General features: G+C 56.1%; 21 protein-coding genes and 1 other RNA gene. 9 read left to right on the top strand and 13 right to left on the bottom strand.

Annotated elements, in window-relative coordinates; translation table 11 throughout:
- Nucleotides 1-42: 42 nt before the first annotated feature.
- The 3 genes from zapA to DW56_RS06930 all read left to right on the top strand — a co-directional run bounded on the left by zapA (nucleotide 43) and on the right by DW56_RS06930 (nucleotide 1,210).
- Nucleotides 43-372: a cell division protein ZapA gene (gene zapA, locus DW56_RS06935; RefSeq protein ID WP_024551313.1), complete on the top strand. Its 330-nt coding sequence runs from the start codon at nucleotides 43-45 to the stop codon at nucleotides 370-372.
- 42 nt (nucleotides 373-414) lie between these two features.
- Nucleotides 415-598: non-coding RNA, 6S RNA (ssrS, locus tag DW56_RS21455), on the top strand.
- A 15-nt stretch (nucleotides 599-613) separates the two neighbouring features.
- Nucleotides 614-1,210, top strand: coding sequence for a 5-formyltetrahydrofolate cyclo-ligase (locus DW56_RS06930; protein WP_024551314.1), 597 nt, complete (start codon nucleotides 614-616; stop codon nucleotides 1,208-1,210).
- Between the two features lie 48 nt (nucleotides 1,211-1,258).
- Here DW56_RS06930 and serA read toward each other — a convergent pair whose 3' ends face one another.
- Together serA and rpiA are read right to left on the bottom strand one after the other, a co-directional pair.
- A complete protein-coding gene (gene serA, locus DW56_RS06925; protein WP_024551315.1) occupies nucleotides 1,259-2,497 on the bottom strand; it encodes a phosphoglycerate dehydrogenase in 1,239 nt (412 codons plus the stop codon).
- 272 nt (nucleotides 2,498-2,769) lie between these two features.
- Nucleotides 2,770-3,429: a ribose-5-phosphate isomerase RpiA gene (gene rpiA, locus DW56_RS06920; protein ID WP_024551316.1), complete on the bottom strand. Its 660-nt coding sequence runs from the start codon at nucleotides 3,427-3,429 to the stop codon at nucleotides 2,770-2,772.
- 165 nt (nucleotides 3,430-3,594) lie between these two features.
- Between rpiA and argP the strand changes: the two genes are divergently transcribed.
- Nucleotides 3,595-4,488: a DNA-binding transcriptional regulator ArgP gene (gene argP / locus DW56_RS06915; protein WP_024551317.1), complete on the top strand. Its 894-nt coding sequence runs from the start codon at nucleotides 3,595-3,597 to the stop codon at nucleotides 4,486-4,488.
- Nucleotides 4,489-4,515: 27 nt separating this feature from the next.
- Here argP and DW56_RS06910 read toward each other — a convergent pair whose 3' ends face one another.
- From DW56_RS06910 to epd, 6 genes are all read right to left on the bottom strand, one after another.
- Nucleotides 4,516-5,310, bottom strand: a complete 795-nt coding sequence (locus DW56_RS06910; protein WP_024551318.1) for an oxidative stress defense protein — start codon at nucleotides 5,308-5,310, stop codon at nucleotides 4,516-4,518.
- Between the two features lie 104 nt (nucleotides 5,311-5,414).
- Nucleotides 5,415-6,047: an arginine exporter ArgO gene (gene argO / locus DW56_RS06905; protein WP_024551319.1), complete on the bottom strand. Its 633-nt coding sequence runs from the start codon at nucleotides 6,045-6,047 to the stop codon at nucleotides 5,415-5,417.
- Nucleotides 6,048-6,186: 139 nt separating this feature from the next.
- Nucleotides 6,187-7,158: a small-conductance mechanosensitive channel MscS gene (gene mscS, locus DW56_RS06900; RefSeq protein WP_024551320.1), complete on the bottom strand. Its 972-nt coding sequence runs from the start codon at nucleotides 7,156-7,158 to the stop codon at nucleotides 6,187-6,189.
- Between the two features lie 192 nt (nucleotides 7,159-7,350).
- Nucleotides 7,351-8,427 (bottom strand): class II fructose-bisphosphate aldolase, encoded by a 1,077-nt coding sequence (fbaA, locus tag DW56_RS06895; protein ID WP_024551321.1) that lies wholly within the window; start codon nucleotides 8,425-8,427, stop codon nucleotides 7,351-7,353.
- Between the two features lie 98 nt (nucleotides 8,428-8,525).
- On the bottom strand, nucleotides 8,526-9,689 hold the full coding sequence (gene pgk, locus DW56_RS06890; protein WP_024551322.1) for a phosphoglycerate kinase: 1,164 nt from the start codon (nucleotides 9,687-9,689) through the stop codon (nucleotides 8,526-8,528).
- Between the two features lie 48 nt (nucleotides 9,690-9,737).
- Nucleotides 9,738-10,757, bottom strand: coding sequence for an erythrose-4-phosphate dehydrogenase (gene epd, locus DW56_RS06885; RefSeq protein ID WP_024551323.1), 1,020 nt, complete (start codon nucleotides 10,755-10,757; stop codon nucleotides 9,738-9,740).
- A gap of 347 nt (nucleotides 10,758-11,104) precedes the next feature.
- Here epd and DW56_RS06880 point away from each other — a divergent pair, with 347 nt between their 5' ends.
- Nucleotides 11,105-12,241, top strand: a complete 1,137-nt coding sequence (locus DW56_RS06880) for an ADP-ribosylglycohydrolase family protein (protein WP_029697289.1) — start codon at nucleotides 11,105-11,107, stop codon at nucleotides 12,239-12,241.
- Nucleotides 12,242-12,299: 58 nt separating this feature from the next.
- Here DW56_RS06880 and tkt read toward each other — a convergent pair whose 3' ends face one another.
- The gene (gene tkt, locus DW56_RS06875; RefSeq protein WP_024551325.1) at nucleotides 12,300-14,291 is read right to left on the bottom strand and encodes a transketolase; all 1,992 of its coding nucleotides are present in this window, start codon (nucleotides 14,289-14,291) and stop codon (nucleotides 12,300-12,302) included.
- Nucleotides 14,292-14,572: 281 nt separating this feature from the next.
- Between tkt and loiP the strand changes: the two genes are divergently transcribed.
- Complete coding sequence (gene loiP, locus DW56_RS06870; protein ID WP_024551326.1) at nucleotides 14,573-15,331, top strand: metalloprotease LoiP; 759 nt, start codon at nucleotides 14,573-14,575, stop codon at nucleotides 15,329-15,331.
- A gap of 70 nt (nucleotides 15,332-15,401) precedes the next feature.
- Here loiP and speB read toward each other — a convergent pair whose 3' ends face one another.
- The 4 genes from speB to DW56_RS23210 form a co-directional block, all read right to left on the bottom strand.
- Complete coding sequence (gene speB / locus DW56_RS06865; RefSeq protein WP_024551327.1) at nucleotides 15,402-16,322, bottom strand: agmatinase; 921 nt, start codon at nucleotides 16,320-16,322, stop codon at nucleotides 15,402-15,404.
- Between the two features lie 216 nt (nucleotides 16,323-16,538).
- On the bottom strand, nucleotides 16,539-18,515 hold the full coding sequence (gene speA, locus DW56_RS06860; protein ID WP_024551328.1) for a biosynthetic arginine decarboxylase: 1,977 nt from the start codon (nucleotides 18,513-18,515) through the stop codon (nucleotides 16,539-16,541).
- Nucleotides 18,508-18,654: an acid stress response protein YqgB gene (gene yqgB / locus DW56_RS21445; protein WP_139152782.1), complete on the bottom strand. Its 147-nt coding sequence runs from the start codon at nucleotides 18,652-18,654 to the stop codon at nucleotides 18,508-18,510. Before yqgB ends, speA begins: the two co-directional genes overlap by 8 nt.
- Nucleotides 18,655-18,745: 91 nt before the next feature.
- A complete protein-coding gene (locus DW56_RS23210) occupies nucleotides 18,746-18,889 on the bottom strand; it encodes a hypothetical protein (protein WP_422652281.1) in 144 nt (47 codons plus the stop codon).
- Between the two features lie 431 nt (nucleotides 18,890-19,320).
- Between DW56_RS23210 and metK the strand changes: the two genes are divergently transcribed.
- The 3 genes from metK (at nucleotide 19,321) to DW56_RS06845 (ending at nucleotide 22,868) form a co-directional block, all read left to right on the top strand.
- On the top strand, nucleotides 19,321-20,475 hold the full coding sequence (gene metK, locus DW56_RS06855; RefSeq protein WP_024551329.1) for a methionine adenosyltransferase: 1,155 nt from the start codon (nucleotides 19,321-19,323) through the stop codon (nucleotides 20,473-20,475).
- A gap of 403 nt (nucleotides 20,476-20,878) precedes the next feature.
- A complete protein-coding gene (locus tag DW56_RS06850) occupies nucleotides 20,879-22,273 on the top strand; it encodes a sugar porter family MFS transporter (RefSeq protein WP_024551330.1) in 1,395 nt (464 codons plus the stop codon).
- A gap of 82 nt (nucleotides 22,274-22,355) precedes the next feature.
- A complete protein-coding gene (locus DW56_RS06845) occupies nucleotides 22,356-22,868 on the top strand; it encodes a SprT family zinc-dependent metalloprotease (RefSeq protein ID WP_024551331.1) in 513 nt (170 codons plus the stop codon).
- Nucleotides 22,869-22,927: the final 59 nt, after the last annotated feature.

Below are 22,927 nucleotides of genomic sequence, written 5' to 3'. Positions count from 1 at the left end.
GGAAGGCGCGAACGGCAGGTGAATCAACAGCAGGAAGGTGGAATGTCTGCACAACCAGTCGATATCCAAATTTTTGGTCGTTCACTGCGGGTGAACTGTCCGCCAGAGCAGCGGGATGCACTAAACCAGGCGGCGGAAGATCTGAATCAACGGTTGCAAGATCTGAAAGTTCGCACTAGAGTCACCAATACTGAGCAACTGGTTTTCATCGCGGCGTTGAACGTCTGTTATGAGCTGGCTCAGGAAAAGACCAAAACCCGTGATTACGCGGCCAGCATGGAACAGCGTATTCGGATGCTCCAGCAGACCATCGAGCAAGCATTGCTTGAGCAAGGTCGCATAAGTGAGAGAACGGGACCAAAGTTTGAATAATGCTTCAGGGTCTACTATGGTAGAGTGACCGTGAAGGAAAAAATTTCTCTGAGATGTTCGCAAGTGGGCCAGTCCCCTGAGCCGATATTTCAAAAAAACAGAATGTGACGCTCCACGGTTGGTGAGCATGCTCGGTTCGTCCGAGAAGCCTGAAAACCGTGACGACGCATTCACCTTGAACCGCGGGTTCAAGGGTTACAGCCTACGGCGGCATCTCGGAGATTCCCCCTCTTTTACTACCATGACGCAACGCCCTGTTATTCCTGAACTCAGACAGCAAATCCGTAAAGAAATACGCCAGTTACGTCGTGCTATCACGCCGCAAGCGCAGCGACAATTCGCCGAGCGTGCCGCCGCGCGCATGCTGGCTTATGCGCCAGTGGTGGAAGCAAAAACCGTGGCGGCCTTTCTTTCATTCGATGGCGAGCTGGATACCCGCCCGCTTATCGAAGGGCTCTGGCGCGCCGGCAAACAGGTTTATCTGCCTGTGCTTCACCCTTTTAGCCCTGGCAATTTGCTTTTTCTACGCTACTTTCCGCACAGTGAATTACTGCTGAATCGTCTGAAAATTTATGAGCCGCCGCTTGATGTGCGCCACGTTTTGCCCCTGAGCGAACTGGATGTGCTGGTCACGCCGCTGGTGGCGTTTGACGCCCAGGGGCAGCGCCTTGGCATGGGCGGCGGCTTTTATGACCGCACGCTGCAAAACTGGCGCGAACATGCGCTTTCCCCTGTCGGTTACGCCCACGATTGCCAGCAGGTAGCCGCCCTTCCCGCAGAGAAATGGGATATCCCGCTGCCTGCGGTTGTTACGCCGTCAACGCTCTGGACATGGTAAGCGCCCACAAAAAAGCCCGCCGAAGCGGGCTTTTTTCGTAACAGGCAATCAGTAAAGCAGGCGAGCGCGGATAGTGCCCGGAATCGCTTTCATGCTCTGTAGCGCTTTGTTCGCGACCTCTTCCTCGGCATCGATATCAATCACCACATAGCCCATTTGCGGCGTGGTTTGCAGATATTGCGCGGCGATGTTAATGCCCTGCTCGGCGAAGATCTGGTTGATGGCGGTCAGCACGCCCGGACGGTTTTCATGAATATGCAGCAACCGGCTCACGGTGCCGCCGTGCAGCGGCAGCGAAACTTCCGGGAAATTCACGGCAGAGAGCGTCGAACCGTTGTCGGAATATTTCACAAGCTTGCCCGCCACCTCAAGGCCGATATTTTCCTGCGCTTCCTGCGTGGAGCCGCCGATGTGCGGCGTCAGGATAACGTTGTCGAATTCGCACAGCGGAGAGTTGAACGGATCGCTGTTTGTTGCCGGCTCCGTCGGGAATACGTCGATAGCCGCGCCCGCGAGATGCTTACGCGAAAGCGCGTCGCACAGCGCCGGAATATCCACCACGGTGCCGCGTGCGGCGTTAATCAGCAGCGCGCCGGGCTTCATCAGCGCCAGTTGCTCTGCGCCAATCATATCTTTCGTCGAGGCATTTTCCGGCACGTGCAGGCTTACCACGTCGCTCATATTGAGCAGGTCGGAAAGATGCTGCACCTGTGTGGCATTGCCAAGCGGCAGCTTGCTTTCGATATCATAAAAGAACACATGCATGCCGAGCGATTCCGCAAGGATGCCAAGCTGGGTGCCGATATGGCCGTAGCCGATAATACCCAGCTTTTTGCCGCGCGCTTCATAAGAGCCTGCCGCCTGTTTGTTCCAGATACCGCGATGCGCTTTAGCATTCGCTTCAGGAATACCGCGCATCAGCAGCAGCAGCTCGCCAATAACCAGCTCAGCCACGGAACGGGTGTTGGAGAAAGGCGCGTTAAAGACCGGCACGCCGCGTTTCGCCGCCGCATTCAGGTCAACCTGATTGGTGCCGATGCAAAAACAGCCTACCGCCACCAGCTTTTCCGCTGCGGCGAAAATCTCTTCGGTCAGATGGGTACGGGATCGCAGGCCAATAAAGTGAGCGTCACGGATCGATTCTTTCAGCGCGTCGCTGTCCAGCGCGCCTTTATGGTATTCGATATTGGTGTAACCTGCCGCGCGCAGGCTATCGATGGCTTTCTGGTGAACGCCTTCCACCAGCAAGAATTTAATTTTGTCTTTCTCCAGTGATACTTTTGCCATTTCCCGACCCTGTCTTGTCTTATCAGATAGTGTACTGAGCAATAAGTCAGCCTTCTGCCAACATATCAAAATTTGCGGGTCCGGCAATATGAACGTTTGCGTCAGCCGCCTGAAGAAAAGTCACGCAGCGCGTAAAGGCAGAAGAAAATCTTGTGTGGCGGAAATATGACGGCAGAAACAGAAAAGCAGAGGCGACAAATGTGACATATGTCACCAAATTTCGCGGTTAAGATTTTTTTACACTGACGGGGCGCGCAAGCGCCCCGGTCAGATCATTTCACAATGGTCTTAACGCCTTCCGCGGTGCCAATCAGCGCAACGTCTGCGCCGCGATTAGCGAACAACCCTACCGTCACCACGCCAGGAATAGCGTTAATCGCATTTTCCATGGCGATCGGCTCCATGATGGAAAGACCGTGAACATCAAGAATCACGTTGCCGTTGTCGGTCACCACGCCCTGACGATATTCCGGGCGCCCGCCCAGCTTCACCAGTTGACGCGCGACGCTGCTGCGGGCCATCGGGATGACCTCAACCGGCAGCGGGAAGTTGCCGAGGATATCCACCTGCTTCGAGGCGTCAGCGATGCAGATAAACTTCTCTGCTACCGAAGCGATGATCTTCTCACGCGTCAGCGCTGCGCCGCCGCCTTTGATCATCTGCATCTGGCCGTTGATCTCATCCGCGCCGTCGACGTAAATGCCAAGCGAATCCACGTCGTTGAGATCGTAAACGGGAATGCCGAGGCTTTTCAGCTTCGCGGTGGAGGCATCCGAGCTTGATACCGCGCCATCAATCTGGTTTTTGATGGTGCCGAGCGCGTCAATAAAATGCGCCGCCGTGGAGCCGGTGCCTACCCCGACAATCGTTCCCGGCTGCACATACTGAAGCGCGGCCCAGCCCACTGCTTTTTTCAGTTCATCCTGCGTCATGATCTTTTGCCTGTGTGTGAAAACTGTGGCGCATTATAGAACAGGCGCGCTGAAAAAGACCGCTTTCGCCGGAGATACTCCTCCGATCATTGCGGTTTCTGCCTGTGCCTGGCAAAAATTTATGTCATAGTGCGAAACATTACGATTCAGGAGTACGCTAAAAAGATGAAACGCCCGGACTACAGAACGCTACAGGCGCTGGATGCGGTCATTCGCGAACGTGGGTTTGAGCGCGCCGCGCAAAAGCTGTGTATCACCCAGTCCGCCGTGTCGCAGCGTATTAAGCAACTGGAAAATATGTTCGGCCAGCCTTTGCTGGTTCGCACCGTGCCGCCGCGTCCGACCGAACAAGGCCAGAAACTGCTCGCGCTATTGCGCCAGGTAGAGTTGCTGGAAGATGAATGGCTTGGCGATGAACAGACGGGCACAACGCCGCTGCTGCTTTCGCTTGCGGTCAACGCCGACAGTCTGGCGACATGGCTGCTGCCCGCACTGGCGCCGGTGCTGGTCGACTCCCCTATTCGCCTTAACCTGCAAGTAGAAGATGAAACCCGCACGCAGGAGCGCCTGCGCCGCGGCGAAGTGGTGGGCGCGGTAAGTATTCAGCCGCAAGCGCTGCCAAGCTGCCTTGTGGATAAGCTGGGGGCGCTTGACTACCTGTTTGTCGCCTCAAAAGCGTTTGCCGAACGCTACTTTCCCAACGGCGTCACCCGCTCTGCCTTGCTGAAAGCGCCCGCCGTCGCCTTCGACCACCTTGACGATATGCATCAGGCTTTCTTGCAGCAGAATTTCGACCTGCCGCCGGGCAGCGTGCCGTGCCATATCGTTAACTCTTCCGAAGCTTTTGTGCAGCTTGCCCGCCAGGGCACTACCTGCTGCATGATCCCGCATTTGCAGATTGAGAAAGAGCTGCAAAGCGGCGAGCTTATCGATCTGACTCCCGGCCTCTGCCAACGCCGGATGCTCTACTGGCACCGCTTTGCGCCGGAAAGCCGCATGATGCGCAACGTCACCGATGCGCTGCTGGAATATGGGCATAAGGTGCTGCGTCAGGAATAAAAAAACCCGCCAAAGGCGGGTTTTTCTTTAGTGGCTGGAAGCGCCATTCGCGGCTGGCGCGGCAGTTTGCCCCGGCGCGCTGTTAAGCGACGCAGGCGCAGACTGGCTCTGGTCCGCTTGCAGTTCAAACACCACATCCACCTGATCGTCAAACTGGATAGTTTGTTGATCGTAGGTGTCCTGCGCGCTGACCGGCGCGGCAGCTTCCGCTTTCATCATGCGAACCATCGGGCTCGGCTGGTAGTTTGAGACATGATAACGCACGCTGTACACCGGCCCCAGGCTGCGCTTAAAGCCGCTGGCGAGCTGTTGCGCCTGGCGAACCGCGTCGTCGATGGCCGCTTTGCGCGCCTTGTCTTTATACTCTTCCGGATGCGCAACGCCGAGCGACACGGAACGAATTTCATTAAGACCCGCTTTCAGCGCGCCATCCAGAAGTTCGTTAAGCTTATCAAGCTGGCGCAGCGTGACTTCCACGGTACGAATAGCGCGATACCCTTTAAGCTGGGCTTTGCCATCTTTCAGATATTCATACTCCGGCTGCGTGCGCAAATTCGCCGAGTTAATATCTTTTTTCTCTACATTATTTTGTTGCAGAAAACCGAGGTATTGCGCAACGCGATCGTCAGCCTGCTTCTTGGCAGACGCGGCGTCTTTCGCCGTGACGTTTACCTCAATTGCCAGCGTCGCGATATCCGGAACCGCATCCACGCTCGCCGTCCCTGAAGTCACAATATGCGGGCCGTTCGGCAATTCATTTGCCTGAAGCGTCGTTGAGCCGAGTGCGACGAAAGCCGCCAGCGCCATCACTTTAAACTTCACTGTTTCTCCTCCGTGCTGCGTTTCACTGAAGTGGCCCGACCTGCGGGTGCGGGCTTCTGGCTGCAAGCTTAACGTTCTTAAAATAAATGTCTATCAGAGAAGGTTTAGAGCAGCGCGTTTATGTGCGCTATACCCTCGCGGGCAAGCTGGAAGGCGATAACCCACATCACTACGCCGACCACGCTGTTAATAACGCGCTGCGCTTTTGCGGTGCGCAGACGCGGCGCAAGCCAGGCCGCCAGCAGCGCCAGACCAAAGAACCAGAGAACAGAAGCGCTGATGGTACCGAGCGCGAAAGCCCGCTTCGGCATTTCCGCCAGTTGCCCGCCAAGGCTGCCGAGCACCACGAACGTGTCCAGATAAACATGCGGGTTAAGCCAGGTAACGGCGAGCATGGTGGCGATAATGCGCAGCCTTCCCTGCTTCATTACCTGCGCGCTCGTCAGTTCTATATGCTGGCTGAATGCCGTTTTAAGCGCGCCGAAGCCATACCAGAGCAGAAAGGCAACGCCGCCCCACGTCACCAGCGCCAGCAGCCAGGGCGACTGCATAAGAATGGCGCTGCCGCCAAACACGCCTGCGCATATCAATACGATATCGCTCAGCGCGCACAGTGAAGCAATCATCAAATGATACTGGCGACGAATACCCTGGTTGAGCACAAACGCATTTTGCGGGCCAAGCGGCAAAATCATTGCCGCGCCTAAAGCAAGCCCTTGAAAATAATAAGTTAACACTGTGTTTTCCTGAAACTTTGCAGAGAGAAAACAAGTGTAATGCGCTTTATTTATTAGCCCAAACGCAAAATTTTAATCACTTATTAGCGTTGCTAATAACAGAAAGCACAAAAAAGCCAGCGTTACGCTGGCTTCGGGTTTACTGCGCGCCGGAAGGTTTATCCTGCGCGGCGGGCTTTGCATCTTCTGCTGACGGTTCCGTGATGATGGCAGGGCGTTTCGGCTCCGGCTTCGCTGCCTGCGCCTGCTCCTGCTCCTGTTTCGGCTGCGCCAGCTGCTTCACGTTTACGTCCATCTGCGGATACGGAATGCTGATACCTTCGGCATCCAGCGCTTTTTTCGCCCGCTCAAGGATATCCCAGTAGACTTCCTGCAAGTCGCTGCTTTTGCTCCATGCGCGGATCACGAAGTTAATGGAAGAGGCGCCCAGCTCATTCATACGCACCGTTCTTTCGCGATCTTTCAGGATACGTTCGTCAGACATCACAATATCGGTAAGGATTTCACGCACGCGATCCACATCCGCATCGTAAGAAACGCCGATGATCAGCTCATTGCGTCGAACCGGCTCACGGGAATAGTTAATGATATTGCCCGCAATGATTTTGCCGTTCGGCACCACAACATATTTACCGTCAGCGGTAATCAAGGTGGTGGAGAAAATCTGTACATGCTGCACGGTACCCGCAATGCCGCCGAGATCGACATATTCACCGGCGCGGAAAGGACGGAACGTCACCAGCAGCACGCCCGCAGCAAGGTTAGACAGCGAACCCTGCAACGCCAGGCCTACAGCCAGACCAGCGGCGCCCAGCACGGCGATGACCGATGCGGTCTGTACGCCTACGCGGCCCAGCGCGGCAATCAGCGTAAAGGCAATAATGCCGTAACGCACCAGCGCAGAAAGAAAATCCGCCACGGTGGCATCGACATGGCGCGCTACCATCACCCGGTTAATGGTGTTGGAAATGGCGCGGGCCACAATCATCCCGACAATAATAATCGCTATCGCGGCCACAATGTTGACAGCGTAGCTCAGCAGCAGTGCCTGGTTGCGTACCAGCCAGCCCCCTGCGTTGTTTATGCTGTCTACCACATTCAAATCTTCCATTCGGCGCTCCTCGTAATGACCCCGGCCAGGTTAAAAATGCACTGCCTGCAAGACGGCAGCAAAGTGTTTTAAGGGTAAACAAAACGGCGGCATTACGCCAGGCGGCTGAGGGGAGGCAGCGTTGCAGCAGGTTGATTTAACAAACAGAAAGGCCCGCCAGTGGCGGGCCTGATAGCGGATTACGGCAATTTGTTACAGAACGTCAATCGCGTTCAGTTCTTTGAATGCCTGCTCCAGACGCGTCACCATGCTGGCCTGCGCTGCACGCAGCCATACGCGCGGGTCGTAGTATTTCTTGTTCGGCTGATCTTCCCCTTTCGGGTTGCCGAGCTGACCTTGCAGGTAAGCTTCGTTCTCTTTGTAGTACTTCAGGATACCTTCCCAGGTTGCCCACTGGGTGTCGGTATCGATGTTCATTTTGATGACGCCGTAGCTTACGGAGTCTTTAATTTCCTGAGCGGAAGAACCGGAACCGCCGTGGAACACGAAGTTCAGGCTGTTGTGCGGCAGGTTGTGTTTCTTAGAAACATATTCCTGAGAATCGCGCAGGATGGTCGGGGTCAGCTTCACGTTACCCGGCTTGTAAACGCCGTGCACGTTACCGAAGGAAGCCGCGATGGTGAAACGGTGGCTGATAGCGTTCAGTTTGGTGTACGCGTAATCAACATCTTCCGGCTGGGTGTACAGAGCGGAAGCGTCCATGTGGCTGTTATCCACGCCGTCTTCTTCGCCGCCGGTGCAGCCCAGTTCAATTTCCAGGGTCATGCCCATTTTGGACATGCGCTCCAGGTATTTGGAGCAGATTTCAATGTTCTCTTCCAGAGACTCTTCAGACAGATCGATCATGTGAGAAGAGAACAGCGGCTTGCCGGTGGCAGCGAAGTGTTTTTCACCCGCGTCCAGCAGACCGTCGATCCACGGCAGCAGTTTTTTTGCGCAGTGGTCGGTGTGCAGGATAACCGGAACGCCGTAATGTTCAGCCATCTGATGAACATGGTGCGCGCCGGAAATGGCGCCCAGAATGGCGGCCTGCTGGCCTTCGCCTTTAAAGCCTTTACCGGCGATAAATGCTGCGCCGCCGTTAGAGAACTGAACGATAACCGGCGCTTTTACTTTTGCAGCGGTTTCCAGAACGGCGTTGATGGAATCAGTACCCACGCAGTTTACCGCTGGCAGCGCGAAGTTGTTCTCTTTAGCTACCTGGAACACTTTCTGTACGTCGTCACCTGTGATGACGCCCGGTTTTACGAAATCAAAAATTTTAGACATGTTACGTAGTCCTGTATCTTCGGCCGTTAGAAAAAGTGCGAGCCCTGACTGTCAAAGCACGCTGAAAACAACGGGCGAGGAAGCCTCGCCCGTAACTGTTACTGCTTAGCGCGCTCTTCGAGCATGGCGACTGCCGGCAGAACTTTGCCTTCCACGAATTCGAGGAATGCGCCGCCGCCGGTAGAGATGTAGGAGATTTTGTCGGCAATGCCGAACATATCGATCGCCGCCAGCGTATCGCCGCCGCCTGCGATGGAGAATGCGTCGCTGTCAGCAATGGCGCGGGCAACGATTTCGGTGCCTTTGCGGAAGTTCGGGAATTCAAACACGCCAACCGGGCCATTCCACAGAATGGTTTTGGCGTTTTTCAGGATTTCAGCCAGTTTTTCGGCGGAAACGTCGCCCATATCCAGGATCTGCTCATCATCTTTGATTTCAGAAACGGATTTCAGCGTCGCAGGCGCAGTTTCAGAGAACTCGGTCGCCACGCGAACGTCGGTCGGAACCGGAATATCGCAGGTGCCCAGCAGGCGTTTGGCTTCTTCAACCAGATCCGCTTCGTACAGGGATTTACCTACGTTGTGGCCCTGAGCGGCAACGAAGGTGTTCGCGATACCGCCGCCTACAATCAGCTGGTCGGCGATTTTAGACAGGGAGTCCAGCACGGTCAGCTTGGTGGAAACTTTTGAGCCGCCAACGATAGCGACCATCGGGCGAGCCGGCTCTTTCAGCGCTTTGCCCAGCGCATCCAGTTCTTCCGCCAGCAGCGGGCCTGCGCACGCTACGTCTGCGAATTTGCCAACGCCGTGGGTAGAAGCCTGCGCGCGGTGCGCGGTGCCGAACGCATCCATAACGAACACGTCGCACAGCGCGGCATATTTTTTCGCCAGCGTTTCGTCGTCTTTCTTCTCGCCCTTATTGAAACGGACGTTTTCCAGCACAACCAGTTCGCCTTCAGCGACTTCAACGCCGTCGAGGTAATCTTTAGCCAGGCGCACCGGGGCATTCAGCTTGTCTTTGAGATAGTTCACTACCGGCAGCAGAGAAAATTCTTCGTTGTACTCGCCTTCGGTCGGACGACCCAGGTGAGATGTCACCATGACTTTCGCGCCCTGTTGCAGCGCCAGTTCGATGGTCGGCAGAGAAGCGCGAATACGCGCGTCAGAAGTCACTTTCCCTTCTTTAACCGGTACGTTCAGATCGGCACGGATAAGTACGCGTTTACCTGCCAGATCCAGATCGGTCATCTTAATTACAGACATGGTGAATCCTCTCGTTGATTCTAAAGTTTTGCAGACGCAAATTGCGTCTTACCTGAAACCAATAGCTGCCATGGCTAACGTCGTGTCGAGCATTCGGTTAGCAAAGCCCCATTCATTATCACACCACACCAGTGTTTTGATGAGGTGCGCCCCACTCACCCTTGTCTGCGTGCCGTCCACAATGGCACTGTGCGGATCGTGGTTAAAATCAGTTGAGACCAACGGTAATTCCGTATAGTCAACTATACCATGAAATGCACCCTGTGCCGCTTTTTGCAGCAACAGGTTGACATCACAGGCTTTTACCGGCTGAAGCACCGAGACGCTCAGATCAATCGCCGTCACGTTGATTGTCGGCACGCGCACGGCGATCGCTTCAAAACGGTCATGAAATTTCGGAAAAATTCTACTGATGCCTGCCGCAAGACGCGTATCCACGGGGATGATGGACTGGCTGGCGGCGCGCGTGCGGCGCAAGTCAGGGTGATAGGCGTCGATAACCTGCTGATCGTGCATGGCCGAATGGATAGTCGTGACGGTGCCAGACTCAATGCCGAAAGCGTCGTCGAGCAGTTTTATCACAGGAATAATGCAATTTGTGGTGCAGGAGGCGTTAGAGACGATGCGATGTTCAGCTTCAAGCTGCGCCTGGTTGACGCCGTAAACCACCGTCGCGTCCAGATCGTTGCCGCCGGGATGGGAAAACAGCACTTTCTTCGCGCCGGCTTCAAGATGCGCCATGCCATCTGCGCGGGAACCGTAAACGCCAGTACAATCCAGGACAATATCGACGCCGAGTTCGCGCCAGGGCAACGCTTCGATGGCAGGCTGGTGCAGCAGGCGAATGGTGTCATTGCCAACCCACATCAGCTCTGCTTCCTGGCGAACATCCCAGGCGAAGCGGCCATGGCTGGTGTCATACTTCAATAAGTGAGCCATGCCTGCGGCATCCGCCAGCTCGTTGATAGCCACCACGGTGATTTCAGCCCGGCGCCCGGATTCGTATAACGCGCGAACCACGTTACGCCCGATGCGGCCGAAACCATTAATCGCTATGCGTAGGGTCATAGGTCTCCTGCAAAGCATTCCCGAATTGAGATGGCTGACAGAGTAATGCAGCCATACTCTGAGGGGAATCCTCGCCTGTCACAAACTGCATCTGTTTGATTGTTTGTCGAACATTTATCCGACTGAAACGGTTCAGCCAGAATAATCGAAACGTGGAATAAAAGGAATGATATGCAAGGGAAAGCGCCTTAACTTCTGACCTGCGTCACATTTTTGCTGGAATAAATTCCAGTTAACCGCAGCCTGTTCCTTCCCGGGCAACCACTTCCCTGCCCTCTCCAGGAGGTTACGCGACGGGTGTTATCTTCCTGGAATAAGCGCAGCTAACTTTAACCTGGGAAAATGCCATGCCGAATAATTCGGTATCTGAAAAACCTGCCGACTTAAACACGCTGCGCCTGCGTTTTCGCGGCTGCCTGCTCGGCGGCGCTGTCGGCGATGCGTTAGGCGGCCCGGTAGAATTTTTAAGCTGGCCGGAGATAACAGCGCGCTTTGGCGAGCAGGGCGTGCTCGATTACGAAGTGGCCTGGGGCGGCAAAGGGAAGATAACCGACGATACGCAAATGACGCTTTTTACTGCTGAGGGGCTGCTGCGTGGCTGGGTACGCGGCGCGATGCGCGGCATAGCGCCTGCTTTCGCCAGTACAACCGCTCACGCTTACCTGCGCTGGCTGCTGACTCAGGGCGTACGCAATCGTCACGGCCTTCTTAATACCGCTTGCCTTTCCGGCTGGCTTATTCAGCAGCCTGCGCTTTTCAGCGCTCGTGCGCCGGGCAATACCTGTCTGAGCGCATTGCGCGAGATGAAAGCCTTTGGCGAGCCCGCCCGGAATAACAGCAAAGGCTGCGGCGGCGTAATGCGCGTGGCGCCGGTAGGGTTATTTTATGCAAGCTTTAACGAAAGCGACGCCGCCCGACAGGCTTTTGATATGGGATGTAAGCTCGCCGCGCTCACCCATGGCCATCCTACCGGCTGGCTGACCGGCGGCGTACTGGCGGCGCTGGTTTTTTATCTTGCGCGCGGAGAAACGCTCAACACGGCGCTGAATAACGCGCTCGCTTTACTGAAAACAGAGCCTGCGCATGAGGAGACGCTCCACGCCCTTGAACATGCGCAAACCCTGGCGCTGGCGACAGTTTCGCCCCACGAAGCCATTGCGCAGCTTGGCGAAGGCTGGGTAGCGGAAGAGGCGCTGGCTGTCGCCCTTTATTGCGTAATGAAAGCCCGCTCTTTCGAGCATGGCGTACTGATGGCGGTTAATCACGGCGGTGATTCCGATTCCACAGGCGCCATTGCCGGCAACCTGCTTGGCGCAATCTATGGCGCAGCGACAATCCCTTCAGGCTGGTTGCAGGCGCTGGAGTTAGCGGAAGTGGTTCAGGGGATGGCGGACGACTTACTGGACTATCGGGACTGGGAAATATCAGAGTATAACTTCACGCCGTTTACCGAAGCGATGCATAAGAAATACCCCGGCGACTAGCGATAATAAAAAACGGGAGGCGCCAGGCCTCCCGTTTGTTTTGCTTTAGCAAGCGCGATTACAGCAGCGCTTTCGCCTGGCTTACCACGTTATCCACGGTGAAACCGAACTCGGTGAACAGCTGCTCTGCCGGTGCGGATTCGCCGAAGGTGGTCATGCCGACAACCGCGCCGTTCAGACCAACATACTTGAACCAGTAGTCCGCGATGCCCGCTTCGATAGCGACGCGCGCGCTAACCGCTTTCGGCAGTACTGCTTCGCGGTAAGCCGCATCCTGCTTGTCGAACGCGTCGGTAGACGGCATGGACACCACGCGCGCTTTCACGCCTTCAGCCGTGAGTTTTTCCCATGCGGCGACGGCCAGTTCAACTTCAGAACCGGTAGCGATGAAGATCAGCTGCGGCTGACCGTCACACTCTTTCAGCACGTAAGCGCCGCGGGCGATGTCTGCCAGTTGCTGCTCGCTGCGCTCCTGCTGCGCCAGGTTCTGGCGAGAGAAAATCAGCGCGGTCGGGCCGTCATGACGCTCTACAGCGTATTTCCACGCTACTGCGGATTCCACCTGGTCACACGGACGCCATGTGCTCATGTTCGGCGTTACGCGCAGCGCCGCCAGCTGTTCAACCGGCTGGTGAGTCGGGCCGTCTTCGCCAAGACCGATGGAGTCGTGGGTGTAGACCATCACCTGGCGTTGCTTCATCAGCGCCGCCATACGCACCGCGTTACGGGCATATTCCACAAACATCAGGAAGGTGGAGGTGTACGGCAGGAAACCGCCGTGCAGCGCGATGCCGTTGGCGATAGCGGTCATGCCGAATTCACGCACGCCGTAGTGAATGTAGTTGCCTGCCGCGTCTTCGTTGATCGCTTTCGAACCAGACCACAAGGTCAGGTTGGAAGGCGCGAGGTCCGCAGAGCCGCCGAGGAATTCCGGCAGCCACGGGCCGAACGCTTCAATGGTATTCTGGGAAGCCTTACGGCTGGCGATTTTTGCCGGGTTCGCCTGCAATTTCGCAATAAACTCCTGCGATTTAGCCGCGAAGTCTGCCGGCATTTCGGCTTTCATGCGGCGAGTAAATTCAGCGGCTTCCTGCGGGAAGGCTTTCGCGTAAGCGGCGAACTTCTCGTTCCAGGCGCTTTCTTTCACAGCGCCCATCTCTTTGGCATCCCACTGCGCATAAATGTCAGACGGGATCTCAAACGGCGCGTGCTTCCAGCCCAGCTGTTCACGGGTTGCCGCTACTTCCGCGTCGCCCAGCGGCGCGCCGTGGGAGTCGTGCGTGCCCGCTTTGTTCGGGGAACCGAAACCGATGATGGTTTTGCACATCAGCAGGGACGGTTTGTCGGTAACAGAACGCGCTTCTTCAATCGCGCGCTTGATAGCGTCGGCGTCATGGCCATCGACGCCGCGCACCACGTGCCAGCCGTAAGCTTCGAAACGCTTAGCGGTGTCGTCGGTGAACCAGCCCTCAATGTGACCGTCGATAGAAATGCCGTTGTCGTCGTAGAAGGCCACCAGCTTGCCAAGACCCAGCGTGCCCGCCAGGGAGCAAACTTCATGGGAGATGCCTTCCATCATGCAGCCGTCGCCCAGGAAAGCGTAGGTGTAATGGTTAACAATCTCGTGACCCGGGCGGTTGAACTGCGCCGCCAGCGTTTTTTCCGCAATGGCCATGCCCACGGCGTTAGCGATGCCCTGCCCCAGCGGACCGGTGGTCGTTTCCACGCCTGCGGTGTAGCCCACTTCCGGGTGGCCCGGGGTTTTAGAGTGCAGCTGACGGAAGTTTTTCAGCTCGTCGATCGGCAGGTCGTAGCCGGTAAGGTGCAGCAGGCTGTAAATCAGCATCGAGCCGTGACCGTTAGAGAGCACGAAACGGTCGCGGTCAGCCCAGCTCGGGTTCTGCGGGTTATGGTTCAGGAAATCACGCCACAGGACTTCGGCAATGTCAGCCATACCCATCGGGGCACCCGGATGACCGGATTTGGCTTTCTGTACTGCGTCCATGCTGAGCGCACGAATAGCATTGGCAAGCTCTTTACGAGAGGACATTTTGACTCCAGATCGGATAGTTAAAGGCCACGCCTTAGTAACGACTTGACTACCACGCGTTATGGGCTACGCCCGGAAAAAGTGGCAAACAATGTAACCCAAGCGGATGGGCATGTACATGGAGCATCCTTTTGTTGCTTAAGAAATCTCTGGATCATGCTCGCAGCTTGCGCAACGGCCTCGCTCATCGCGCACTCCCTTCTTTATACTGCTCATCATGCCGGTAAAATCAGCTGGCGATGCTCTACACTTTTTAATCACTTATTTGCGGAAGCACACACATGAAGATGCGCGCTATCCTGCTCGCCATGGGCACGGCGGCCCTGCTGAGCGGTTGTCAAAACATGGATTCTAACGGCCTGCTCACATCGGGCGCCGAGGCGTTTCAGGCTTACACGTTAAGCGATGCGCAGGTTAAAGCTTTAAGCGATGAGTCCTGTAAAGAACTGGACAGCAAGGCGACCATCGCCCCGGCAAGCAGCACCTACAGCCAGCGACTTGAGAAAATCGCCTCGGCGCTTGGCGACAACATCAACGGTCAGCCGGTGAACTACAAGGTTTACGTGACCAAAGATGTTAACGCCTTCGCCATGGCCAACGGCTGCATCCGCGTTTACAGCGGCCTGATGGATATGATGACCGACAACGAAGTGGAAGCGGTTATCGGCCATGAAATGGGTCACGTTGCGCTGGGCCATGTGAAGCGCGGCATGCAGGTGGCGCTTGGCACCAATGCGGTACGCGCCGCGGCCGCTTCCGCAGGCGGCGTTGTAGGCAGCCTGTCGCAATCGCAGCTTGGCGCGCTTGGCGAACAACTGGTTAATGCGCAATTCTCGCAGCGTCAGGAGTCGGAAGCAGATGACTACTCCTACGATCTGTTGCGCAAGCGCGGCATCAGTCCGCTGGGTCTCGCCACCAGTTTTGAAAAGCTTGCTCAACAGGAAGCAGGCCGCCAGAGCTCCATGTTTGATGACCACCCGGCCTCAACCGCCCGCGCAGAGCATATCCGCGAGCGAATGGCCGCCGACGGCATCAAATAAAAAAGCGGAGCCGCTTTCGCGCGCTCCGCCCTGCAAAAAAGCCGGTTAATACCGGCTTTTTTATCGCCTTTTACGCGCCTTTTTTCGCCGCCTGGATATAGAGCATCTCCAGCGCCAGCGTTGCCGCAGCAAGCGCGGTGATGTCTGACTGATCGTAAGCCGGCGCCACTTCCACAATGTCCATGCCGACAATGTTCAGATCCTGAATGCCGCGCAGCAATTTCAGCGCGCGATCGGAAGTCAGGCCGCCAATCACGGGCGTACCGGTACCCGGCGCGAACGCGGGATCCAGACAGTCGATGTCAAAAGTCAGGTAAACCGGCATATCGCCCACAATCTGCTTAACCTGAGCCACCACATCCGCTACGGAGCGGTCATTCACCTGCGGCGCATCCAGCACGGTAAAGCCGTTGTCTTTGTCAAACTCGGTGCGAATACCAATCTGCACGGAACGGGTCGGGTCAATCAGCCCTTCATTCGGGGCGGTGTAGAACATCGTGCCGTGGTCGAATTCGCAGCCGTTAGAGTAAGTGTCGGTATGCGCGTCGAAGTGCACCAGCGCCATTTTGCCGAAGTGTTTGGCGTGCGCGCGCAGCAGCGGCAGCGTAACGAAATGGTCGCCGCCAAAAGAGAGCATACGCTTGCCGGCCGCCAGCAGTTTCTCCGCATGCGCCTGCAAGTTCTCGCTCATTTCACGCGCGTCGCCAAAGGCATAAACCAGGTCGCCGCAATCGACTACGTTCAGGCGCTGGCGCATGTCAAAATCCCACGGGAAGCGGTTGCCTTCCCAGGCCAGGTTAGTGGAAACCTGACGGATTGCCGCCGGTCCGAAGCGGCTGCCCGCACGGCCTGACGTCGCCATATCAAACGGAATGCCGGTGATGACCCACTCAGCGTCGCTGTCGTACGGCTGGAAATTAACCGGCAAACGCAAAAAACCAAAGGCGTTGGATACCAGGGAGTTGTCGTACTGATGGCCTAAGGTGTTCATGAACATGACCTCTTGGTTACGTGAAAAAGCGATAAAAAAAATCCCCTCCGCGTCGTTAAACCCGACGAGGAAGGGATTGATAGGTGTAGAGCTTGTTGCGGCAGATTATCGCTGGTAATTCCAGCAGGTTCAAGCCTGCGGCGCTCGCGATCTGCCTTGCGTAAAAGCGCGTGCTAACGGCACAGGCAGGCGGCTTTGCGGCCCCCTGCCCCATGCTTATTCATCTTCCAGATAAGTGTAGCCGTAAAGCCCCGCTTCGAACTCTTCCAGGAACTGCTGTTGCAGCGCCTCGTCAAGCCCGGTCTGCTTCACCTGATCGCGAAAATGGGTCAGCAGCGTGTTGGGATCAAGCTGCACGTATTGCAGCATATCCGCTACGGTATCGCCTTCATCGGAAAGCTCCACTTCCACACTGCCATCCGGGAAGACAAACACGTCCACCGCTTCGGTGTCGCCGAACAGGTTGTGCATGTTGCCCAGGATCTCCTGATAAGCGCCCACCATAAAGAAGCCCAGCGGCGGCGCGTTGTCCGGGTCGTAATCCGGCAACGGCATGGTGGTCGCGATACCGTCGCCATCGACATAATGATCGATGGTGCCGTCGGAGTCGCAGGTGATGTCCAGCAGCACGCCGCGGCGGGTTGGCGCCTGATCAAGCCCTTCAAGCGGCAGCACCGGGAAGAGCTGGTCGATGCCCCACGCGTCCGGCATAGACTGGAACAGCGAGAAGTTGACGTAAATTTTATCCGCCATGCGCTCCTGCAACTCGTCAATAATCGGACGGTGCGCGCGGTTTTGCGGATCAAGCTGCTTTTGCACTTCATGGCAGAGATTTATATAAAGCTGCTCTGCCCAGGCGCGCTCCTGCAAGCTGAACGTACCGGAAGAGTAACCGATATGCACATCGTGCAGGTCCATCTGGCTGTCGTGCAGCCATTCGCGCAGCGAACGGCGGGTGCCCGGCTGGTGCATCTCTTGCCAGGTTTCCCACATGCTTTGCAGCGGACGCGGGGCATCTTCTGCCGGCGCGGTCGGCGTGGTGAATTCGTTACGCTCCACGCCGATGATGTTAGAAACCAGCACGGTATGGTGCGCCGTTACCGCACGCCCCGACTCGGTAATCACCGTCGGGTGCGGCAAACCATTTTCTTCGCAAGCGTCGCCGATAGCCCAGATGATGTTATTGGCATATTCGTTAAGCCCATAGTTCACGGAGCAATCAGACTGCGAGCGCGTGCCCTCATAGTCTACGCCCAGGCCGCCGCCTACGTCGAAGCACTGGATTTGTACGCCAAGCTTATGCAGCTCAACGTAGAAACGCGCCGATTCACGCACGCCAGTAGCGATGTCGCGAATATTCGCCATCTGCGAGCCGAGATGGAAGTGCAGAAGTTGCAGGCTGTCGAGGCGCCCTGCTTCGCGCAGCATCTCGACCAGCTTCAGCACCTGAGTCGCGGCCAGGCCGAATTTCGACTTTTCGCCGCCGGAAGATTGCCATTTGCCGGAGCCCTGGGAAGCAAGACGTGCGCGTACGCCCAGGCGCGGCACCACGTTCAGGCGCTCCGCCTCCTCCAGCACGATCTTAATTTCCGACATCTTCTCAATAACGAGGTAGACCTTATGGCCCATCTTCTCGCCGATCAGCGCCAGGCGGATGTATTCGCGGTCTTTGTAACCGTTGCAGACAATCACCGAACGCGTCATGCCGGCATGCGCCAGCACCGCCATCAGCTCTGCTTTAGAGCCCGCCTCCAGACCCAGCGGCTCGCCGGAATGGATAAGCGATTCGATAACGCGACGGTGCTGGTTTACCTTAATGGGATAAACCAGGAAGTAGTCGCCATTGTAGCCATAGGATTCACGGGCGCGCTTGAACGCCGCGTTGATGGAGCGCAGGCGGTGTTGCAGGATCTGCGGAAAGCAGAACAGCGCCGGCAGGCGCTGGCCCTGAGCTTCACGGGATTTCACCAGTTTGGCGAGATCGACGCGCGCGTCGGGGACGTCCGGATCGGGGCAAACGCTGATGTGGCCCAGCTCGTTGACGTCGTAATAATTATTGCCCCACCAGGCAATATTGTAAGTACGCAGCATCTTGCTGGCTTCCTGAGAGCTCATTGCCACCTCCTGCATAGAACGTAGTACACCCTGTTCGCCTGCTGACGAAGGGGAAACCGAAGACATGTCGTCAGACATAGCGAACCTCATGTTTTTTCAAAAGTGTAAAACAGTTAACTACTATCGCAGCGTTACAGTGCGATAACAACCCATAAACAGACGGGTTCGCCAGCAGATAGCGCTGACCGCCCGACCGAGCGACCGGTTTCTTTTCCATACTATTGTAAAACACGTAACCGAACTCCGTATGACGGGTCGGCGAAACCACGAGAAAACTCCTGAATTTCAGGAGCGCCCTTGTTCAGTGATTACCAGACGTAACCGGCCCGGGAATCCTGAGAAGCGCCGAGATGGGTGTAACATCGGCAGGTTTGCAAAGAAGATATGCAGAGTGCGGGGGATGAAAAGGCACCAGAATGGTGTGCCGGAATAAGCGGGTAACAATGGTTCATTATTTCGTATCACCTCCACGCATACGGTGATGTATGCGACAAGCCAAAGCCTTAAAAATCACTGCTTAACCCGGCTGGAAGTGGGCGACACGAGGGCAACCATCGTGCGCTTGAATGCATAAGCCGCGCGCGCCGTTTTATACCGACAACAGGGTTAAAAAGCAAAATAAAAATGTGTGCTTTGCAGGCGTTATCAGAAATCTTCTGTGGCCCTTTCTTTACTGCGCATACTGGCGCGCAAAAATCGCTGGAAATGAGGTTAAGAATTCACCTAGAATAGCCGTCCAGAAGTTAATCCATCTATACTGATTAACATTCAGACAGCCCGTTCCGTTAAATGCGGGGGCGTTTTTCCGTTCAGAATATCGCGCTGGACTGGCGCTTTTACGCAGCAGTCTGAACTAACCGAATTACTCCAGGGTGAAGAGAATATGGCTAAACACCTTTTTACGTCCGAGTCTGTATCAGAAGGGCATCCCGATAAAATCGCTGACCAGATTTCCGATGCCGTGCTGGACGCTATCCTTGAACAGGATCCGAAAGCGCGTGTAGCGTGTGAAACTTACGTTAAAACCGGCATGGTGTTGGTCGGCGGCGAAATCACCACCAGCGCGTGGGTAGATATCGAAGAAATTACCCGCAACACGGTGCGTGAGATCGGCTACGTGCATTCCGATATGGGCTTTGACGCCAACTCCTGCGCCGTCCTGAGCGCTATCGGCAAGCAATCTCCGGATATCAACCAGGGCGTTGACCGCACTGACCCGCTGGAACAGGGCGCGGGCGACCAGGGCCTGATGTTTGGCTACGCGACTAACGAAACCGATGTGCTGATGCCGGCGCCGGTCACCTATGCTCACCGTCTGGTGCAGCGCCAGGCTGAAGTGCGTAAAAACGGCACGCTGCCGTGGCTGCGCCCGGATGCGAAAAGCCAGGTTACCTTCCAGTATGACAGCGGCAAAATCGTTGGTATCGACGCGGTCGTGCTCTCTACTCAGCACGCCGAAGATATTGAGCAAAAAGCGTTGCAGGAAGCGGTCATGGAAGAGATCATCAAGCCGGTTCTGCCTGCTGAATGGCTCAACGAATCCACGAAATACTTCATCAACCCGACCGGACGCTTCGTTATTGGCGGCCCGATGGGCGATTGCGGCCTGACCGGTCGTAAAATCATCGTTGATACCTATGGCGGCATGGCGCGCCACGGCGGCGGCGCGTTCTCTGGTAAGGATCCGTCTAAGGTAGACCGTTCCGCTGCCTATGCCGCACGTTACGTTGCGAAAAACATCGTAGCGGCAGGCCTGGCCGATCGCTGTGAGATTCAGGTTTCTTACGCTATCGGCGTAGCGGAACCGACCTCCATTATGGTGGAAACCTTCGGAACCGAGAAAATCGCGACCGAGCAACTGACCCTGCTGGTGCGCGAATTCTTTGACCTGCGCCCGTATGGCCTGATCCAGATGCTGGATCTGCTCCACCCGATCTATAAAGAAACCGCGGCGTACGGCCACTTCGGTCGTGAAAACTTCCCGTGGGAGAAAACCGACAAAGCGCAACTGCTGCGCGACGCTGCCGGTCTGAAATAAATCTCCGCCGCATTGCCTCCAGGGCCAGCCTCGTGCTGGCCTTTTGCATTTCTGGCGGCCATTTCTGCGCTTTCTTTTCCGCCCGCTATACTTCCTCGCAGTACGCTTTTCGTTTCGTCCTGGAAGCGATTACATGACGATTTTGCTACATATATTTTCAGATTATTCCTTATGCATGGTAAAAGAACGCATTCTGTTACATGCCGCTTCGGTTTAGTCTGAAATTTATCCGGCTATTCTGTTGGATAGTAACCTAATAGCCTGATAAATAACGGTTTTAGCGAATTACACAACTTGACAGTGATGTAACCGATTACACTCATGTGATTCGTATCACATCTTTTTACGGTACGCTAACCTACGATTCACATTGATAAAACCAATAACCCAACTGGAGGGCGGTATGCCTGACAATAAAAAACAGGGGCGTTCAAACAAGGCCATGACGTTCTTTGTCTGTTTTCTCGCGGCCCTGGCGGGACTGCTTTTTGGCCTCGACATTGGCGTGATTGCGGGCGCATTGCCCTTTATTGCTGATGATTTCCAGATCACTTCACACCAGCAGGAATGGGTGGTCAGCTCAATGATGTTCGGCGCGGCGGTCGGCGCGGTGGGCAGCGGCTGGCTCTCTTCCAGCCTCGGGCGTAAAAAAAGCCTGATGATTGGCGCGGTGCTGTTTGTGGCAGGCTCGCTCTGCTCCGCTTTCGCGCCAAACGTTGAAATTCTGATTGTTTCCCGCGTGCTGCTGGGTCTGGCGGTAGGTATCGCTTCCTACACCGCCCCGCTCTATCTCTCTGAGATTGCGCCGGAAAAAATCCGCGGCAGCATGATCTCGATGTATCAGCTGATGATTACCATCGGTATCCTGGGCGCCTATCTTTCCGATACCGCCTTCAGTTACACCGGGAACTGGCGCTGGATGCTGGGTGTGATCACCATCCCGGCGCTGCTGCTGCTGATTGGCGTGTTCTTCCTGCCAGACAGCCCACGCTGGTTTGCCGCCAAGCGCCGCTTCCACGATGCTGAACGCGTGTTGCTGCGTCTGCGTGATTCCAGCGCCGAAGCGCGTAACGAGCTGGAAGAGATCCGTGAAAGCCTGAAGGTGAAACAGAGCGGCTGGGCGCTGTTTAAAGAGAACAGCAACTTCCGCCGCGCGGTATTCCTGGGCGTGCTGCTTCAGGTCATGCAGCAGTTCACCGGCATGAACGTGATCATGTATTACGCGCCGAAAATCTTTGAACTGGCCGGGTATTCCAACACCACCGAACAGATGTGGGGCACCGTGATTGTCGGCCTGACCAACGTGCTGGCAACCTTTATCGCTATCGGTCTGGTGGACCGCTGGGGCCGCAAGCCGACCCTTATTCTGGGCTTTATCGTGATGGCCGCGGGCATGGGCATTCTGGGCACGATGCTGCATATGGGCATTCACTCGCCGGGCGCGCAGTATTTTGCCGTCGCCATGCTGCTGATGTTTATTATCGGCTTTGCCATGAGCGCTGGCCCGCTGATCTGGGTGCTGTGCTCTGAGATCCAGCCGCTGAAAGGCCGTGATTTTGGTATTACGCTCTCAACCGCGACGAACTGGATCGCCAACATGATTGTCGGCGCCACCTTCCTGACCATGCTCAATACGCTTGGCAACGCTAACACCTTCTGGGTTTATGCGGCGCTGAACCTCTTCTTTATCGTATTGACCGTCTGGCTGGTGCCGGAAACCAAACATGTGTCGCTTGAGCACATTGAACGTAACCTGATGAAAGGTCGTCGCCTGCGCGAGATTGGCGCGCACGATTAACCTTTCCGGCCTCTCTCCTCACGGGGAGAGGCTTCTCTCTGCCGCTTGCCCTCCCCTGCGCCATTCTCTATGCTCTGCCGTTATGAAAACCCCACGTCTCCCTATTGCCGTTCAACAGGCCGTTATGCGCAGCCTGCGCGAAAATCTGCAACGCGCGAACCTGCATCTTGCCCGCAACTACCCTGAGCCGAAAATCGTTTATCAGCAACGCGGCACGGCAGCGGGCACCGCCTGGCTTGAGAGCAATGAAATTCGTCTTAACCCGGTGTTGCTGATGGAAAACCAGCAGGCGTTTCTTGACGAAGTGGTGCCGCACGAACTGGCGCATCTGCTGGTATGGAAACATTTTGGCCGCGTGGCGCCGCACGGCAAAGAGTGGAAATGGATGATGGAAACGGTGCTGGGGGTGCCTGCTCGCCGCACGCATCAGTTTGAGCTGCATTCCGTACGCCGTAATACCTTCCCTTACCGCTGTGGCTGCCAGCAGCATCAGCTTACGGTGCGTCGCCATAACCGCGTGCTGCGCGGCGAAACGGAGTATCGCTGCGTGCGCTGCGGCGAAAAGCTGCGCCCGGAACCCCCGCCTTTATCCTGAACCGGAAATTTTAAGCGTCTTTGAATTGCTTCTGGCGCTTTCCTTCGTTACGGTGCGAG

The sequence above is a fragment of the Franconibacter helveticus LMG 23732 genome, from assembly GCF_000463115.2.
Taxonomy (GTDB): Bacteria; Pseudomonadota; Gammaproteobacteria; order Enterobacterales; family Enterobacteriaceae; genus Franconibacter; species Franconibacter helveticus.
The sequence above is the reverse complement of the archived record's forward strand: the minus strand, read 5'-3'. Positions and strand labels throughout refer to the sequence as shown.

Coding starts and splice junctions, on each gene's coding strand:
- zapA (WP_024551313.1), top strand. CDS start 43: ATGTCTGCACAACCAGTCGATATCCAAATTTTTGGTCGTTCACTGCGG.
- DW56_RS06930 (WP_024551314.1), top strand. CDS start 614: ATGACGCAACGCCCTGTTATTCCTGAACTCAGACAGCAAATCCGTAAA.
- serA (WP_024551315.1), bottom strand. CDS start 2,497: ATGGCAAAAGTATCACTGGAGAAAGACAAAATTAAATTCTTGCTGGTG.
- rpiA (WP_024551316.1), bottom strand. CDS start 3,429: ATGACGCAGGATGAACTGAAAAAAGCAGTGGGCTGGGCCGCGCTTCAG.
- argP (WP_024551317.1), top strand. CDS start 3,595: ATGAAACGCCCGGACTACAGAACGCTACAGGCGCTGGATGCGGTCATT.
- mscS (WP_024551320.1), bottom strand. CDS start 7,158: ATGGAAGATTTGAATGTGGTAGACAGCATAAACAACGCAGGGGGCTGG.
- fbaA (WP_024551321.1), bottom strand. CDS start 8,427: ATGTCTAAAATTTTTGATTTCGTAAAACCGGGCGTCATCACAGGTGAC.
- pgk (WP_024551322.1), bottom strand. CDS start 9,689: ATGTCTGTAATTAAGATGACCGATCTGGATCTGGCAGGTAAACGCGTA.
- epd (WP_024551323.1), bottom strand. CDS start 10,757: ATGACCCTACGCATAGCGATTAATGGTTTCGGCCGCATCGGGCGTAAC.
- DW56_RS06880 (WP_029697289.1), top strand. CDS start 11,105: ATGCCGAATAATTCGGTATCTGAAAAACCTGCCGACTTAAACACGCTG.
- tkt (WP_024551325.1), bottom strand. CDS start 14,291: ATGTCCTCTCGTAAAGAGCTTGCCAATGCTATTCGTGCGCTCAGCATG.
- loiP (WP_024551326.1), top strand. CDS start 14,573: ATGAAGATGCGCGCTATCCTGCTCGCCATGGGCACGGCGGCCCTGCTG.
- speB (WP_024551327.1), bottom strand. CDS start 16,322: ATGAACACCTTAGGCCATCAGTACGACAACTCCCTGGTATCCAACGCC.
- speA (WP_024551328.1), bottom strand. CDS start 18,515: ATGTCTGACGACATGTCTTCGGTTTCCCCTTCGTCAGCAGGCGAACAG.
- yqgB (WP_139152782.1), bottom strand. CDS start 18,654: ATGGAAAAGAAACCGGTCGCTCGGTCGGGCGGTCAGCGCTATCTGCTG.
- DW56_RS23210 (WP_422652281.1), bottom strand. CDS start 18,889: ATGAACCATTGTTACCCGCTTATTCCGGCACACCATTCTGGTGCCTTT.
- metK (WP_024551329.1), top strand. CDS start 19,321: ATGGCTAAACACCTTTTTACGTCCGAGTCTGTATCAGAAGGGCATCCC.
- DW56_RS06850 (WP_024551330.1), top strand. CDS start 20,879: ATGCCTGACAATAAAAAACAGGGGCGTTCAAACAAGGCCATGACGTTC.
- DW56_RS06845 (WP_024551331.1), top strand. CDS start 22,356: ATGAAAACCCCACGTCTCCCTATTGCCGTTCAACAGGCCGTTATGCGC.